This is a genomic window from Paenibacillus tritici (assembly GCF_018207515.1).
Classification (GTDB): domain Bacteria; phylum Bacillota; class Bacilli; order Paenibacillales; family Paenibacillaceae; genus Paenibacillus_AQ; species Paenibacillus_AQ tritici.
Window position 1 is genome coordinate 5,092,383 of sequence record NZ_CP073365.1, and the last position, 16,489, is coordinate 5,108,871.

At 54.2% G+C, this 16,489-nt stretch carries 11 protein-coding genes; 5 read left to right on the forward strand and 6 right to left on the reverse strand.

Features of this window, described 5'->3' with window-relative positions; genetic code table 11:
• Positions 1–8 precede the first annotated feature (8 nt).
• Positions 9–1,775: an L-fucose isomerase gene (locus KDC22_RS22185; RefSeq protein ID WP_211720332.1), complete on the reverse strand. Its 1,767-nt coding sequence runs from the start codon at positions 1,773–1,775 to the stop codon at positions 9–11.
• Positions 1,776–2,111: 336 nt separating this feature from the next.
• Here KDC22_RS22185 and KDC22_RS22190 point away from each other — a divergent pair, with 336 nt between their 5' ends.
• Complete coding sequence (locus KDC22_RS22190) at positions 2,112–2,885, forward strand: DeoR/GlpR family DNA-binding transcription regulator (protein WP_211720333.1); 774 nt, start codon at positions 2,112–2,114, stop codon at positions 2,883–2,885.
• Between the two features lie 4 nt (positions 2,886–2,889).
• On the opposite strand, the gene KDC22_RS22195 is transcribed toward KDC22_RS22190, so the two are convergent.
• On the reverse strand, positions 2,890–3,729 hold the full coding sequence (locus KDC22_RS22195) for an MBL fold metallo-hydrolase (protein WP_211720334.1): 840 nt from the start codon (positions 3,727–3,729) through the stop codon (positions 2,890–2,892).
• Positions 3,730–3,906: 177 nt separating this feature from the next.
• Between KDC22_RS22195 and KDC22_RS22200 the strand changes: the two genes are divergently transcribed.
• Entirely contained in the window at positions 3,907–5,844 is a 1,938-nt protein-coding gene (locus KDC22_RS22200) for an NAD(+) synthase (protein WP_211720335.1), read from the forward strand.
• Between the two features lie 91 nt (positions 5,845–5,935).
• Here the strand turns inward: KDC22_RS22200 and KDC22_RS22205 are convergent, their stop codons facing one another.
• The 4 genes from KDC22_RS22205 to KDC22_RS22220 form a co-directional block, all read right to left on the reverse strand.
• Complete coding sequence (locus KDC22_RS22205) at positions 5,936–6,337, reverse strand: GreA/GreB family elongation factor (protein ID WP_211720336.1); 402 nt, start codon at positions 6,335–6,337, stop codon at positions 5,936–5,938.
• Between the two features lie 208 nt (positions 6,338–6,545).
• Positions 6,546–7,448, reverse strand: a complete 903-nt coding sequence (locus tag KDC22_RS22210; protein WP_211720337.1) for a class I SAM-dependent methyltransferase — start codon at positions 7,446–7,448, stop codon at positions 6,546–6,548.
• Between the two features lie 159 nt (positions 7,449–7,607).
• Positions 7,608–8,009 carry an RrF2 family transcriptional regulator gene (locus KDC22_RS22215; protein ID WP_211720338.1) on the reverse strand — a complete coding sequence of 134 codons (402 nt, stop codon included), beginning with the start codon at positions 8,007–8,009 and terminating at the stop codon, positions 7,608–7,610.
• 149 nt (positions 8,010–8,158) lie between these two features.
• Complete coding sequence (locus KDC22_RS22220; protein ID WP_173129798.1) at positions 8,159–10,822, reverse strand: glycoside hydrolase family 78 protein; 2,664 nt, start codon at positions 10,820–10,822, stop codon at positions 8,159–8,161.
• 182 nt (positions 10,823–11,004) lie between these two features.
• Between KDC22_RS22220 and KDC22_RS22225 the strand changes: the two genes are divergently transcribed.
• From KDC22_RS22225 to KDC22_RS22235, 3 genes are all read left to right on the forward strand, one after another.
• Positions 11,005–12,744, forward strand: coding sequence for an ABC-F family ATP-binding cassette domain-containing protein (locus KDC22_RS22225; RefSeq protein WP_211720339.1), 1,740 nt, complete (start codon positions 11,005–11,007; stop codon positions 12,742–12,744).
• Between the two features lie 197 nt (positions 12,745–12,941).
• Complete coding sequence (locus KDC22_RS22230; protein ID WP_211720340.1) at positions 12,942–14,696, forward strand: cache domain-containing sensor histidine kinase; 1,755 nt, start codon at positions 12,942–12,944, stop codon at positions 14,694–14,696.
• Positions 14,686–16,374 carry a response regulator gene (locus KDC22_RS22235; RefSeq protein WP_211720341.1) on the forward strand — a complete coding sequence of 563 codons (1,689 nt, stop codon included), beginning with the start codon at positions 14,686–14,688 and terminating at the stop codon, positions 16,372–16,374. The genes KDC22_RS22230 and KDC22_RS22235 overlap by 11 nt, the downstream gene beginning before the upstream one ends.
• Positions 16,375–16,489: the final 115 nt, after the last annotated feature.

Here is a 16,489-nt window from a genome sequence, read left to right on the forward strand (position 1 = left end):
TTGAAAATTTAGTAGAGCGGGCCAAAGTTACGGCAGGCTCTGTAATCGGCACTCTCCAGATCCTCTGTGCCGAACAGCGACCAGACGCGCGGGCGGAAAATACGCGATTCTTCCACATTATGCATACTGACCGGAATCCGCAGGATCGAGGCCAGCGTAATCAGATCCGCTCCGATATGCCCGTAGCTGATTGCTCCGTGATTGGCGCCCCAATTATTCATTACATCATATACAGACTGGAAGGAGCCTTTGCCTGTCAGCTTGGGCGCGAACCAGGTCGTCGGCCAGGTCGGGTCCGTTCTCTGATCGAGCGTATCATGCACTTCTCCCGGCAGCTCCACAGTGAAGCCCTCCACCAGCTGGAGGACAGGTCCCAGGCCTTTGACCAGATTCAGCCGGGCCATCGTAACCGGCATTCCGCCTTTGGTCAGATAGTCTGTGGAGAAGCCGCCTCCCCGGAAATATTCCTGCGAGGCCGGGCGGAACTGGGTCTGCGCGAGACAGGCAACCGCTTCTTCATCCGTGATGTCCCAGAACGGCTTGATGGCCGGTTTGCCGTCCATGCTCTGCTCCCCGGTGCCGTCCAGCGCCGCCGAGCCGGAATTGATCAGATGCAGCAGACCGCCTGCCGCAACTCCCTCCAGCTCATAGCCGGTCACGCGCTTCACGGCCGCCGGACTCCAGAACGTACGCACATCGGCAAAAATCTGCGCCGTGTTCGTCAGCAGATAATTGAACAGCATCGTGACCCCGTTCAGGCTGTCATTCTCGGTAGCGACAATATAAGGCGCCCGTCTGCCGTTCCAGTCGAATGAGGAGTTCAGAATCGTCTCCATGAAATCACCGTTCGGGAAGTGGTCTGTCCATTGACGCTGACCCTGGAAGCCGCCCAGCAGGGCATTGTGCCCATTCGCTTCTTCCTCGAAGCCGAGCTTCGCAAGCTCCGGGTTGCCGATCATCAGATCGCGGGCAATCAGCGCCATTTTGACACAGGTCTCCCACTGTTCTTCCTTAATCTCTTCACTGAGCTGCAGATGCGGCGGGTTATTGTCCGCTCCCACACGGCAGTTGTCCTTCACCCAGGCCAGTGCCCGCGTGAATTCCTCAGGATCATAGATCCCTTCCTCAAATCTCCGTACATATTCAGACATGTCAATATACTCATTGCGCATGCCAAGATACTCCTGGAAAAACTGCTCGTTCACGATGGAACCGGCGATTCCCATGGACACGGAGCCCATCGACAGATACGACTTGCCTTTCATCAGGGCGGCCGCCAGCGCGGATCTTGCGAATTGCAGCAGCTTCACCTGCACATCAGCCGGGATCTCCTCGCTGCTGGATTCCTGGACATCCTCCCCGTAGATCCCGAAGGCGGGAATGCCTTTTTGCGCATAAGCAGACAGAACAGCCGCCAGATACACCGCTCCAGGGCGCTCCGTTCCGTTGAATCCCCATACCGCATGCGGGATCGAAGCATCCATGTCCATCGTCTCTGAACCATAACACCAGCACGGAGTCACAGTAATGGATACGCCTACTCCCGCACCTGCGAACTTCTGCGCCGCCGCCGCCGCTTCCTTCACGCCGCCAATCGTAGAATCGGCAATAATACATTCCACCTGAGAACCATCCGGATAATATAAATGCTCCTGCAAAAATGCTGCCACGCGCTGCGCCATGCCCATCGTCTGGGCCTCCAGCGATTCACGTACCCCGCGTCTTCTGCCGTCAATCGTAGGCCGGATACCAATCTTCGGATAATGTGCTGTCACTGCTGTTCCTCCCCGTGAATGAATAGATGATTGGATAAAATAATTACATTGGAGCTGCACACTCCGATTAGTAAGCGCTATCAAATACAGCCTGCTGCTGTCTGCATACTATGGCTATTGCCCGCCGACTAATCTTTTTCTTCTCCATCATAGATTTCCAACCCCTTAAAGTCAACACTATTCCACATTATAATTTGATTTTTATGTGGATTTATGTGATATAATCTGAATATAGTGTGGGATTATTGCTGTTTGAATGGTTTATGTTTTGTGGCGGGTTGTAGTACACTAGTAGTTATAAGCAATAGAACTATGTAACTAAGGGTGGGCAACGATATGAAGGCTTTTGAACGGCGGGATCTGGTCATTAACGAACTCTATAGGCACAAAAAAGTCCACGTAGCGGACCTCGCACAGAAATTCAAGGTGTCGGAGGAGACGATCCGGCGCGATCTCGACCGGCTGGATAAAGAGGGCATTGCCAAGAAGAATTACGGCGGGGCTATTCTGAATGCCCATACCAACGAGGACCCCTCCTACTCTCACAGGCATCAGGTCAACCTTGAGGCGAAGCGGCTCATTGCCGCATGTCTGCTGGAGCTGATCAATGACGGTGACAGTGTGATGACGGACACCAGCACGACGGCTTTTGAAGGCTTGCGGAGAATCGTAGAGGACAAAAAAAATCTGACCATCATCACCAATTCCCTGGCGGTATTGTCAGAGTTCCAGCATTCCGGGCAGAAGCTTATCTCCACGGGGGGCATATTGGGGCCGGAGACCAGCTCCTTCGTAGGTCCGACGGCTTCACAGACCATTCTGAAATATAATGTGGATGTGGCGATCTTCAGCTGCAAGGCGCTCTCCATGACCGGCGGACTCTGCGATTCCAACGAAGCGGAGACCGAGCTTAAGGTACTAATGCAGCAGCAGGCGAGCAAAGTTGTACTTCTGGCGGACCATTCCAAATTCGACCGGATCGCCTTCATCCGGCTGTTCAGCTTCGACAAGGTTGATTATATCGTCACCGATCAGCAGCCGTCCGGGGAATGGATTGAGTTCCTCAGCAAATATCAGGTTTCTCTGCTCTATCCTGCTGTACAGGGTTGAAGACTTAACGCTTGTTCTGGAAAGCCTGAGCCGAAACATAGACAAACCGTTCCGCTCTAGCCATCATATGGAACTTCTGCTCCGGGAAATGGCGGTACAGGTGATCCACGAAATATCCCGGATTCTCCGCATTGCCGGCGAACAGGTCATAATGCAGCGGGATGACCGTCTCAAAACCGGAGGTCGCCGCGAACTCCGCCGCCTCCCGGTAATTCATATTGCCGACAATATGGCGGCTGCCCCGGTAATAGTCGCGTCCGTTAATCGGCAGCAGCGCCAGGTCAATCTTCCGGCTGCCGACCTCTTCAATCAGCTCAGGGAACAGAACTGTATCCCCGGCGTGATACAGCGTGACTCCGTTCAGCTCCAGGATATAGCCGACGTACTTGGGATGGCCCTGCTCATCGCGCTCCAGCTCCTCATGAGCCGCTGCAACCGGAAAGACCTTCAGACCATGGGCAGGTTCTGCTGCATCGGCAGGCACAGCAGCGGTAAGCCGCTCCTGCGGAATGCCCAGTTCCTGCAGACGCTCCAGGCAGACTGCCGGAGCCATGAACTTCGCCCCCGGATTCAGCCCGGCAAGCACAGGCAATGCTTCTTCATCCAGATGATCCGAATGGTCATGGGTAATCAGGCAGACGTCCATATTCGTAATCTCCCCGGACAGGGCCGGCGGCGGGAAGGTCCGGTCCGGGTTCGGTGATACATAAGGATCAATATACACCGTCACCTCCGCTCCCTTGATAATGACACTGGCTTGTCCCAGAAACCAGACGGCCAGACAGCCATAGGGCACCGCGGTGGCCCGGATCTCTTCGATTAGTTCTCTTCCTGCTAAAGGCATAACTGTATACTCCCTTCCTCTCGGTCAAATTCCAGATTGTTATATTAGTGTATACCCGGCTGAAGCCAAATGGAAGCGCTTGTCCAAATCCCTGCTTGTTACCGGTGCCAAATGATGGGTACAATTATTAGATAATGTACTTCAACATAAGCAACAGGTAAAGGACAGGTGAAATGAATGCAGAATTACGGATTCGCCAGAGTCGCCGCCGCCTCCCCGGAGCTACGGGTGGCCGACTGCGTATTCAATGCAGACCAGATTATTGAAGTTATTCATTCAGCCCGCGCTCAGGAGGTGGAGTACCTGGTACTCCCTGAGCTGTGCATCACCGGCTACAGCTGTGCGGATCTGTTCCTGCAGCCTACATTGCTGGACGCTGCACTTGAAGCTCTGCTCCGGATCACTGCCGCAACGGCAGAGCATCGGGTGATCGTCATTGCCGGTCTGCCGGTATCCATTAAGAGCAGGCTGTTTAACTGTGCGGCGGTCCTCCAGCAAGGCCGGATTCTCGGGCTGGTTGTGAAGACCTGCATTCCCGGGTATAGCGAATTCTACGAGCCGCGCTGGTTCGCCGGTGCCGAGGAGCTGGAAGTGTCCGAGCTGCGGATCGGCGGTGCTGTAGTGCCGGTAGGCAATGACCTGATTTTTGCCTGTGAGAGTAACGGTAATCTCTCCTTTGGCGTTGAGATCTGCGAGGATCTCTGGGTGCCGGTTCCGCCAAGCAGCCTTCTCGCCCAGGCCGGGGCCACGCTGCTGTTCAATCCGTCTGCCAGCAATGAGCTGGTCGGCAAGGCTGATTACCGCCGCCAGCTGGTGGGCAGCCAATCCGCTTCCTGTGTGGCCGGGTATGTCTATGCAAGCTGCAATACCGGCGAATCAACAACGGATGTGGTCTTCGGCGGACATTCGCTGATCGCAGAGAACGGCCAGCTCTTGGCCGAATCAGAACGCTTCACCCATGAGAGCCGGATGATAACCGCCGACATCGACCTGCCCCGGCTGCAATATTCCCGCACCGTGATGGGAACGTTCCGTGCCGGCAAGGGCGGCCGCAATTACCGCGAGCTGCTCTACGCTTCGCCGGTCAGCGGGAAGAGCCGCCGGGAGCTGAAGCGGTCCGTAGGCGTCAATCCGTTCGTACCGGGCAATCCGCTCCAGCGGGACGAACGCTGTCAGGAGATCCTCTCGATTCAGACCTCCGGCCTGATGAAGCGTATCCGCCACATCGGCACCAAGCAGGCCGTGATCGGCATCTCGGGCGGCCTCGACTCGACGCTTGCGCTGCTGGTTGCCGTGCGGGCGATGGAGCTGCTCGGGCGTCCGGCCAGCGATGTGCTTGCCGTCACGATGCCCGGCTTTGGCACAACAAGCCGGACCTACGACAATGCCGTAGGCTTGATCAAGGCACTCGGCGCCTCGCTTAAGGTCGTTGACATCAAAGCCGCCTGCCTCCAGCATTTCGAGGACATTGGCCATGACAAAGATGTGCATGACGTGACGTACGAGAATGTGCAAGCCCGCGAGCGCACACAGATTCTGATGGATCTGGCCAACAAGAACGGCGGCATTGTCATCGGCACGGGCGACTTGTCCGAGCTGGCGCTGGGCTGGTGCACCTATAACGGGGACCATATGTCCATGTACAGCGTCAATTCGGGTATTCCGAAGACACTGATCCAGTATGTCGTCGCCTGGTATGCGGATCACGAAGCGGATGAGACAGCGGGCAAGTTCCTCTACAGCATCATCGAGACCGGGATCAGCCCGGAGCTGCTGCCGCCTTCGGCCACCGGAGAGATCGTCCAGCTTACCGAGAATATTCTGGGACCTTACATTGTGCATGATTTCTTCTTGTATTATATGCTGCGTACAGGCGCTTCCCCCGGCAAAATGCTCTATCTCGCCGAGCACGCCTTCGGCGGAGCTTATCCCAGAGAGCAGTTGATCGCCTGGCTGAAGGTGTTCGTCACCCGCTTCTTCACCCAGCAGTTCAAGCGCTCCTGCCTGCCGGACGGGCCAAAGGTCGGTACGGTCAGCCTCTCGCCGCGCGGCGACTGGCGGATGCCGAGCGACGCTTCCGCCGCCCTCTGGCTGCGGGAGATTGACGAGCTGTAGCCTGTAACACAAGACAAACGCAAAGAGGCGTCCCCGATCATCATAGGATGAGGGGGACGCCTCTTGCTTTTTGCTCTATTGCCAGCTTCAATTATTCATACACATTATCAAGAATCAGTACTTCATCACTGCCGAACGGGGTCTGAATCGTTACGGTATCCCCGGGACATGCCAGCAGCAGCCCTCTGCCCATGGGAGACCAGATGGAGATACAGAATTCATCCAGCTCGGCTTCACCGGGGATTACGATCCGGTACGTCTCCGTCAGCGTCTCCTGACCAATCCGCAGCGACACGCGGGACCCGACCAGAACTATGGAACGTTCAAGCGCTTCGCCGTCACCGGACAGAATCCGCTCCACCGTCTCCTGATAATTCTTGATTATGGCCTGAACCTCGGCCCGCTCAGCCGGTGATTCCCACTTGCCTCTGTCCAGAATAGAGAATTTATGCTCATCAAGATAGACCAGCTGCTGTACTAGCTCTTCGCGCAAAGAAACCGTTCCGAGACTATGGCTCATAGTAGATTTCACCCACTTTCTTCATCAGGTCATGCTCGAAAATACGCTTGTTCAACCTCATAGCCCTCAGTCCTCCCGAATAGTAAAATAGATCCCGCGTGGGGATCTATTCTCTATGATAGCATCTTTCTATGGAAAGACAATCTCATGTAGTTATGCTCCTGTAATGTCCCTTATAATGTCACAACTTCGCTGCTGCCCTGCTGTACATATTCAGGTCCTGCAGCTTGATCAGCACCTTGCCGAACCGTCCGCCTTGGCGGATAACCACTTGTTGCCCCGGATACGCTGTATGCAAATAGTCCGTCACTGCCTTGCGGACCGACTCTGTCCCGTCCAGCTGATGCAGCGGCAGCAGCTCCATGACCTCATCAACAGCCGCCTCCAGCGGCAGCTCCTTGCTTTTTGTTTCCCGGGTTACAATAGATTCATAGCTGTAGCCCTTCAAATATAACAGCTGAAGCAGATAAGCCATGTCCGAAGACTCCATATGAGTCTCTTGTCCGGTCAGCAGTTGCAGCACTTCATTCTTCAGGCTATGCTCCTGAACACCCGCCGATGTACTGATATAACAGTATTGCCGGGCACAGCTAATCACCTTCTCCGTGCTCTCCCAGTCAAATACGGCCGGACACATGGATACAAACACCAGATCGAAGGCGTTCAGCCAGCCCCGGGCGGCAATGTCGATATGCTCAAACGCTTCACGCACCAGCTCCACCTGCCCGGGAGCCGCTCCGGCAGTGTTCTTCAGAAACAGCTCGGATAATGGAACGTTAGGCTCTACCGCTGTAACCTTGGCCCCCCGCTCGATAAAAGGGACGGTGAAGCCGCCCGAAGCTGCACCCACATCCAGTACGCTTAAGCCTTTGAAGTCCACGCCCTGCCCTTCCATCCAGCTGATAATCCGTTCGCTTCTGTCCCTCCCGGCGCTGCTGAATACCTCCTCGTTAAAAACCTCTGCCTTATGATCGAAGCTCTTGTGCGGGTCCATGCCCATCTTCTTGAACCTGTTGGCCATTGCCTTGGGATCTTCCTGCCAGGCCTTCTCCCAGACTTTAGCATCGAATAAATAGTTGTTCATCACTACTTCATCCTCTCCTGATGTTTTTATGCAGACTTAACAGACTTTGAATATCTATAAAACCCGCCAAGTAAAAACGGCTATACCGCCCTTTAGGGGACGGTATCCGTTTCAACGGGGAATAGCTGTAAAAAACAGCACACAGCCTAACGCCAGAACTTAATGCCAGGACCTCATTTTGTCGGCAAGCTCGGACATCATCTTGCCCCTCAAATAATCTTCCATCTGCCCTTCAGCCTTGACCATCTCCTGCTGAATCAGACACTCACTGGGATGGTCCAGAGTGCAGTCGAACAGCGAAGCTGTGCCTTCAATGGCATGGATAATGTCCAGGAAAGAGATCTCTTCCTGCTTGCGCCGCAGACGGTATCCGCCATTCGCCCCGGATGCAGATTCGATCAGCCCGGCCTTCACCAGCTTGGTCAGAATCTTGGACAAATACGTAGGCGATACGTTCTGCCGCTCGGCAAGCTGCTGCACCCCTACCGGCTTATCGGGAGTATGCGCCACCAGGAACAGCATCGTGTGCAGCGCGTAGTTCGTTGCCTTGGAGTATTTCATGTCTTGTTCCACCTTACATATGGACTTTGGTTCAATCACAGACTTTATTTATCTATAATATATTTTATACTGCACAATTGCAAGTGTGGGGACCTTATATTTACAAAAAAAACAGAGTCCCGTCATTTCTCAGGAACTCTGTACTCCGCTCACTTTTGAAAGGTATATTCAAATCTGTACTCCCCCGAGCCTAGCGTAAGCTTCACCGCCTGCGCTAGCTGCTCTGCGGAATGAATGCCGCGGACCTGCTGAAGCTGCTGCCCGCTCTCCAGCACCCCGGGCAGCGCCGCGTCCGGCAGATACACAGTAGCCGAGGTATTCGGCGGAACTACGGCGATCAGCTCTATCCGGCCGGAAGCTATCGTCCATTCGGAACGGATCTTCCCGTACATGGATTCCAGTCCGGCGGCAGCCGAGGTCAGTCCTCCCCCCGGATGAGGCTGGATCAGGAACTGCTTATAGCCCGGATAATCCTCCATCTGCTCGATACCGGCCACATAACGGTACAGGAAATCCCCTATCGCCCCGTAAGCATAATGATTGAAGGAATTCATATTCTTGCTCCAGAAGCTGCCGTCCTCCTTAATCCCGTCCCAATGCTCCCAGATCGTGGTTGCCCCGCGGGTGATCTGATACAGCCAGGACGGATAGTCGGTCTGCAGCAGAAGCTTGTAGGCAGCCTCCATATGGCCCGCGTCAGCCAGCACCAGATTCAGATAAGGTGTGCCGACAAAACCTGTTGTCAGGTGATACCCGCTCTCTTCCAGCAGCCCGATAAGCCTCGCAACCGTATGTTCCTTCGCCGTCCCTTCGACCAGTCCGAACATTAATGCCAGCACACAGGCCGTCTGGGTAGCTGCACCGCCCTCTCCCGCCGGGATGATGAACGCCTGATTGAACGCAGCCTTGACCCCGCTGTGAAGCAGCGAGTAATGCTGTGCGTCTTCTGTCCGGCCCAGCACCTTCGCGGTCTTCTCCATGAGCTGAACCGAATAGGCATAGAAGGCTGTGGCGATATAATTGCTGTCTGTAGCCCCCACATGACTGTCCGGCTTGGCGTCCAGACCCAGCCAGTCTCCGAAATGGACGCCGGTATTCCACAGGAACTCATCCGTTCCCTGCCGGCGGATATACTCCACCCAGCCCTGCATACTGCTGTATTGCTGCTCCAGAATCCGCTTATCGCCATAACACTGGTAGATCGTCCACGGACAGATGACCGCCGCATCGCCCCAGGCCGCAGAGGAATACTCCTTCTCCCCCAGCACATGGGGAATCACGTATGGGACTCCGCCGTCCTCCTGCTGATCCGCTGACAGATCTTTGAGCCATTTGCTGAAAAAGGGCGCCACATTCATCAGATATGCTGAAGTGCGGATGAACATCTGCGCGTCCCCGGTCCAGCCGAGCCGTTCGTCCCGCTGCGGGCAATCGGTCGGCACATCGACGAAATTGCCTTTTTGACCCCAGAGGATATTGTGCTGCAGCTGATTCAGTAGTGGATCGGAGCAGGTGAAGGTCCCGGTCGGCTCCATATCCGAATGCAGAACCACACCCGTGAAATTCTGTAACTCAGGCTGCGCGGGGAAGCCGATAAGCTGCACATAGCGGAAGCCCTGGAAGGTGAATCGCGGCTGATAGCTCTCTTGGCCCCCGCCTGCGGCAATATAGGTTACCGTCTGCCTGGCCGTACGGAGATTCTCGGTGTAGACATTGCCCTCCTGATCCAGCACCTCGAAATGCCGCAGCTGATATTCCTGCCCCGGCTCCCCTTCTACCGTGAACCGCAGCCAGCCGACCATATTCTGGCCCAGATCAAGCACGGTCTCACCCGCCGGAGTATGAATGAGGGCTACCGGTGTCAATTCCTGCACCGCCCTTACCGGAACATTCTCCTGTGCGAGCAGAATCTGTTTGGTATACGGAAGGATCTCCGCCGGCACCCAGCCCTTGTCGTCGTACTCCGGCTGGCTGAAGCCGCGCTGCTCCAGGCGGGCATCATAGGTCTCCCCATGATACAGCTCCGACATCAGAATCGGACCCGGCGATACCTTCCACTGCGGGCCCGTTCCGATGATCTGCTCCCCGCCATCCTCATAGGTGAGATGAAGCTGCAAGAGCAGCGCCGTACGGTCGCCATAGAGATGCTTTTGCTGATTCCAGCCCAGGTTACCTTTGTACCATCCGTTCCCGAGCCAGGCGCCAAGGACATTATTCCCCACCGCCAGCTGCCCGGTCATATCATACGTCTGGAACTGGAGGCGCTCTCTATAGCTGGTCCAGCCGGGGGTCAGAACCGCATCACCGACTCTTGCGCCGTTCAGCTCCAGCTCATACAGGCCGAGACTGGTCACATATATTCTGGCCTTGGTCACCTGCCGGTCCACCCGGAAATTCCCGCGCAGCAGCGGTACTTGATCTGCGTGAACGTCCAGACAAGCCAGCGGAGCCGTAATCCATTCTGCCTCCCACTCCTCCGGCGAGAGCAGTCCCATCTCCCACCAGGCCGTCTCCGACCACCCGGTTTGCCGGTTCTGCTGGTCCCATAGGGTAATCCGGTAATAATACCGCTGCCTGGACTGCAGCTCCAGCTCCTTCAGCTCCAGATGCAGAGACTCCCCGGACTCCACCCGGCCTGAATCCCATAATAAGCTGCTGCCGAAATCCTGTTCACCTGCAATCTGAATCTGATAGGCCTGCTGCCTCACATCACGCTCATCCGCTCTCATCTGCCAGCTGATTCTTGGATAACGGATATCCAGCCCCAGCGGATTCTCCCTGTATTCCACACGCAGTTTTTGGACAGCTATCATGGACCTCACCCCGTCTTTTCTAGGATTGACCCTATAAATATACAACGCTTTTCAGCTATTATAGAACCCAAGATTCGCTGCAAGACACGTAATCCTGAAGAAGGATTGATGTTAGCAGCAAATAGTGTTAGGCTATCAACGGTAAACTCATCACTACTTCAGCTCCACAGAAAGGTAATTCTATGATAAAAGTTGAACAACTGTCCTTCTCCTTTCCGCAAAAGGAGCTATATACAAACATCTCGTTCACGCTCGAAGAGGGGCAGCACTGCGCTTTCATCGGAACAAGCGGCAGCGGGAAAAGCACACTAATTGATATCCTGATGGACCCTGACCGGTACTTGTTCGATGGCAGGCTAGAGATGGAGCCCGGCTGCAGCATCGGGTATGTAAGCCAGTTCGCCCAGCCGGACACCTCTGCGGATACAACCGTTTTTGAATACATCGGGGCATCCTTCATTAAGCTCCAGAACGAAATCGAGTCGATCTGCTCTGAAATGGAAACGTCATCCGACATAGAGCCGCTGCTGGACAAGTATCAATTGGCGCTGGACGCCTTTGATGCCATGGGCGGGAATGATTTCGAGAGCAACATTCATAAGCAGCTGAATCTGGCTAATCTCATGAAGCGAAGAGATCTGAAGGTATCCGATCTGAGCGGCGGGGAATTCAAGCTGGTTCAAGTCATGAAGGAAATGCTTAACCGTCCCGACCTGATGATCATGGATGAGCCTGATGTATTCCTCGACTTCGATAACCTGAATGCGCTCAAGCAGCTGATTAATTCCCACAAAGGCATCCTGCTGGTGGTCACGCATAACCGGTATCTGCTGAATCATTGCTTCAACAAAATTATTCATCTGGAGAACATGGAGATTCAGGAGTACGACGGGCGGTATATCGAATATAACTTCTCCCTGCTTCAGACCAAAATCGAGCTGCAGGAGCTCACTCTCGCTGAAAAGGAAGAAATTGAGCGAAACGAGAATATCATCGACAACCTTAGAGCTATCGCCACTTATAATTCAGAAGCCTCCCGGGGGAGAGCACTGAAGGCCAGAGTGAAATTTCAGGAACGGCTGGAAGCGCGCCGGATTAAAGCACCCTTCGTAGATATTAAGCAGCCGGAGATCCATTTTGGAATAGATCATGATGTTCAGGACCTCACGGTGTTGAAGGTCGATCAGTATAGAGCCGCCTATGATGAGCTGCTGCTCGACAAGGTGAGCTTTGAGATGAAGTCTACGGATAAGGTCGCCCTGATCGGTCCCAACGGTACCGGCAAAACGACGTTGCTGCGGGATATTGCCAACAACCATCCGGATTCTATTACGCTCCATGCGGATGCGAAAGTCGCTTACCTCTCTCAGCTTCAAGGCGAAGTGCTGAAGGATTCCAATACCCTGCTTGAAGAATTCATTGATGCCGGGATGTCCACTTATGATGAGATCCGGGCGCATCTTGCAGGCTATGGCTTTGAAGGGGAAATCCTCAACCAGCGCATAGAATCTTTATCCGGCGGCGAGAAGAATCTGCTTCAATTGGCTAAGGTTGCAGTGAGTAACGCAGACCTGCTGCTACTTGATGAGCCGACCAGCCATTTAGACACCTACACCCAAATCGCACTGGACCAGGCCATCCAGGACTACAAAGGTGCGATTCTCATGATCTCCCATGATTTTTATTCAGTGGTCAACGGGATGGATTATGTGCTGATCATTGATGATAAGACTGTTAGAAGAATGACAATCAAAAAGTTCAAAAAGATGATCTATGCCCGGCATTTTGATAAGGACTATCTCGAGCTGGAACAGCAGAAAAAAGCATTGGAAACCAAAATCGAATTAGCTCTAAAAGCTACTGATTTTGAGCTTGCCCAAAGTTTGATGGATGAGCTGGAGGCGCTGATTAAGCTGCTGTAGACGGGTCTGGAAGTCTTACAATATCATAGCGGAGGTTCGGGCAAGACAGTGCACCGGCCCGCCCAAGTTTGCAGAGTCAGCCTTTGGCGGCTCTGTTTTGCTGTGTGCTTCCCTTGTTCGCCCTGTGCATTGACAGCAGCGAAAAAAAATCGTTAAACTGGACTTATCGCTTGGATCACAGCAGGGGGCAATCTGACATGAAGAAGCTTCTTCTATATCTGCATAAAATCCGTTTCAAAATGTTCGTAATCATTCTTGCCTGCATGCTGACGGTTGCGCTGTCCATCAGCCTGATTGCCTACAGGTATATTACAGACCTTCTGACCGAGAAACAGATGAGCCAGATGAAATCCTATGCCGACCGGCAGTTCGAGCAGCTGGAACGGATTATGTCGGACATCAGAGCCCCGCTGGGACAACTCGCCGGAAAGCTGGCCGAGACCGACCAGTCCAGCGAAGCTGTAAAGGGCGTGCTCCGGATGTACCAGTACTCGGTGTATCCTTTTTCAAGAGGCATGTATTTCATTGCCCCCGATTATTCCATCTATGAAACAGCACAGACCACCGTGCTGCCTGATGCCCTTATGAATCAGCTTTTTGCCGGAGCAAGGTCCTCCTGGACCTCCTTGCAGACCTACGGCCCCTACCAATCCGAGAATAAAGGCCTTGTGCTCACCATTGCCGTAACCGTTTACAGAGGCATGGATATTCAAGGAATACTGGCAGCCGATATCGACCTCCTGGCCATCAACGAGCTGATCACCGGTATGAACCCGTCCCCGACAACGTCCACTTTACTGTTCAACCGGGACCTGCAGCCGATCCTCAGCTCGGTCAAGGTCAGGCAGGATGAATACAGCGGTCTATTTCCCCAGATTCAAAGCTTTCTTCTGCATAACGCGGACGGTGTCCTCCCCCTCTATAATGATCACGAAGAGTTCGTGGCGCTATTTGGCGGTCCCAATTCACAGGGCTGGCGGCTGGTCAGCTTTGTCGATAAGCAGGATATTCTCGCACCTGTCACCCGGCTCCGCTATTATGCCATCTACCTGGTCCTCTTCTTCATCCTGCTGTCACTGATTCTCTCTTTCCTGCTCGCCCGTTACATTGACGGCCCCATCTCCGGCCTTATCCTCCAGATGCGGCGGATCCAGAAGGGCAACCTCGGGCTGCGCGTCCAATTGAAGAGGAAGGATGAATTCCGTACCCTGGCAGATTCCTTCAATATTATGCTGGACCATATCGGTGAGCTGATTGATGACAAGCTGCGGACAGAGAAGCTGAAGAAGCAATATGAGTTCCGTGCCTTACAGGCTCAGATCAATCCGCATTTTCTCTATAATACCCTCAATTCTATTAATGCCCTGGTCGATCTGAAGCGGACGGATGAAATCGCCAAGGTTCTGCATGCGCTGGTGAATCTGCTGGAATATTCAATGGGCAAAGGGGAAGCATTGACCAGTCTGGAGAAGGAGCTGGAAGGGTTAAGACATTATATCTACCTGCAGCAGATCAGGTATCAGCACAAATTCGAAGTCAGCATTGACGTTGACGAAGCGCTGCTGGACTGCAAAATCATGAAGCTGACCCTTCAGCCGATTCTGGAGAATGCCATATTCCATGGAATCCGGGATAAACGGCGCGGAGAGGGCCATATTACAGTGCGCGGCAGGCTATTCAACTCCAGACTGGTGCAGCTCTCTGTGGAGGACAACGGCACCGGAATTGCCCCGGAACGTCTTGCCGGACTGCTGGACCCGCTAACGCCCCCACCTGCTGCTGCCGGAGACATCCCCCATTATTCTTCGATGGGCCTGCGGAATGTACACGAACGGCTGCAGTTGCATTTCGGTGAAGCTTATGGCCTGAAGATTGAGAGCGCAGAAGGCGCTGGTACGATAATCAACATTACCTTCCCGGCGGTGAGAGGAGAACAGACAGATGAGCAGTAATCCGGTTGTACTGGACAAAATCCGCTGTATCGTGGTGGATGACGAGGCGCTGATCCGGGAACGGTTCCGTTATGCTTATCCGCTGGAGGAGCACGGGTTCGAGATCGTAGGTGAAGCGGAGGACGGCGAAGAAGCGCTGGAGCTATGCAGACAGCTCAGCCCGGATATCGTCATAACAGATGTGGTCATGCCAAGGATGAACGGCCTGGAGCTGACGGGGCAGTTGAAGCAGCAGATGCCAAGGATCAAGGTCATTATTCTGTCCAGCTTCCAGGAGTTTGAGTTCGCCCGCAAGGCCGTGATGTTAGGGGCGCTGGGATATCTGCTGAAGGTAACCTCAGGCTATCAGGAGCTGCTCGAAATCCTGGACCAGGCCCGCAGCGATATTGAGGCTGACCGTGAAAAGATGCTGTTGTCCATTGAGGAGCGCAGGCAGCTCCAGGACAGCCAGCCGCTGCTCCGCAAGCAGCTTATACTGGATATCCGCAGCGGAACGGTCCATTCTCTGACCCGGCTTAGCGGGACATGCGATTATTTGCACTGGCAAAAACCGGCACCGGCCTTCGCCCTGGGAATGGTCAGTATTGACGGTTACCACCGTCTGTCCCAGACCTTTCACCCGAAGGACCTCACACTGTTCAAATATGTGATGATGAGAATGATTGAGGAGCTTGCCGGGCAGAACGTCTCCTGCAATGTATTCGACTGGGACTCGCAGAGCATTGGTCTCTGGATACTGCTTCAGGAACCGGAGCGGCATACAGAACAGCATAAGCTGTTCTATGAGAGCATCCTCCATCACGCCCGCAAATACCTGCCCTTTACCGTATCGGTCCGGGTAAGTGCCGTACATCCGATGGATGCTTCACCGGAGGCATGGCCGGCAGCATTCGGCAGTGCATTTGAAGAATTGGAGCAATTGAATGCCGTGTTGTTCTATCACGGTCATGGCGGCTATCATGAGCATGACTCAGCGTACGGAGCCGGGAAAGAGAATGCCCCTGCCCCGGTGAGCCCTTCTTCCCCTGATATTCCGGATAACCCGGAGCTTCCCGACCCTGCCGAACGGCTTGCCGGACTGGACGATCCCTCCCACCTTCAGCGGCTGGTGCATGAGGAATACATCCGGCCCATCGTCCGGTGGAAGCCGGAGCCGCAGGTGCTGCTCCGCTGGATGAAGGAGCTCACCCTGCGCTGGACGGCTTCCGACTCCCATTCCCGCAGCCGCTATCTCACCGGTATTGACGGTATCGAAACCATCCATGATACAGAGGAATTTCTATTAAGTCTGTTCCTGTGGAGAGCGAGTGAGAGCCGCCTCTCCTTCGACCAGCCAGTGCAGCGCTCCGAAATCCGTAAGGCGCTGAGTTATGTAGCGCACCATTACCAGGAGCCCATCAGTGTGGCGGATGTCAGCGGGTACACAGCCATTAGCCCCAATTACTTCAGCCACCTGTTCAAGTCCCAGACCGGGATCAATTTCTCCGACTATGTCACCCGTTACCGGATTGAACGGTCCAAGCAATATCTTAGGGAAACCGATAAGCAGGTGGGTGAGATTGCCGAACAGGTCGGCATTCCCGATTATAAATATTTCGCCAGAATCTTCAGGCGGCTCACCGGCAAGACCCCCAGTCAATACCGGGAAGAGGAGGGTGCCCGGAAGGGCAAAAAGTAGTTTTTTCAAACACGAAAAGAAATCACCCTCCTTTCATGTGGCTGGCCGGACAGCAGCGATCCTACCTCCACCCCCGAATTCCTTCCGCCGTGCAAAACTTGAAGCCCAGCTTACC

Excerpts from the sequence above, each read along its gene's own strand:
- KDC22_RS22190 (WP_211720333.1), top strand. The coding sequence starts at position 2,112 with ATGAAGGCTTTTGAACGGCGGGATCTGGTCATTAACGAACTCTATAGG.
- KDC22_RS22235 (WP_211720341.1), top strand. The coding sequence starts at position 14,686 with ATGAGCAGTAATCCGGTTGTACTGGACAAAATCCGCTGTATCGTGGTG.
- KDC22_RS22215 (WP_211720338.1), bottom strand. The coding sequence starts at position 8,009 with ATGAAATACTCCAAGGCAACGAACTACGCGCTGCACACGATGCTGTTC.
- KDC22_RS22200 (WP_211720335.1), top strand. The coding sequence starts at position 3,907 with ATGCAGAATTACGGATTCGCCAGAGTCGCCGCCGCCTCCCCGGAGCTA.
- KDC22_RS22230 (WP_211720340.1), top strand. The coding sequence starts at position 12,942 with ATGAAGAAGCTTCTTCTATATCTGCATAAAATCCGTTTCAAAATGTTC.
- KDC22_RS22210 (WP_211720337.1), bottom strand. The coding sequence starts at position 7,448 with ATGAACAACTATTTATTCGATGCTAAAGTCTGGGAGAAGGCCTGGCAG.
- KDC22_RS22195 (WP_211720334.1), bottom strand. The coding sequence starts at position 3,729 with ATGCCTTTAGCAGGAAGAGAACTAATCGAAGAGATCCGGGCCACCGCG.
- KDC22_RS22220 (WP_173129798.1), bottom strand. The coding sequence starts at position 10,822 with ATGATAGCTGTCCAAAAACTGCGTGTGGAATACAGGGAGAATCCGCTG.
- KDC22_RS22225 (WP_211720339.1), top strand. The coding sequence starts at position 11,005 with ATGATAAAAGTTGAACAACTGTCCTTCTCCTTTCCGCAAAAGGAGCTA.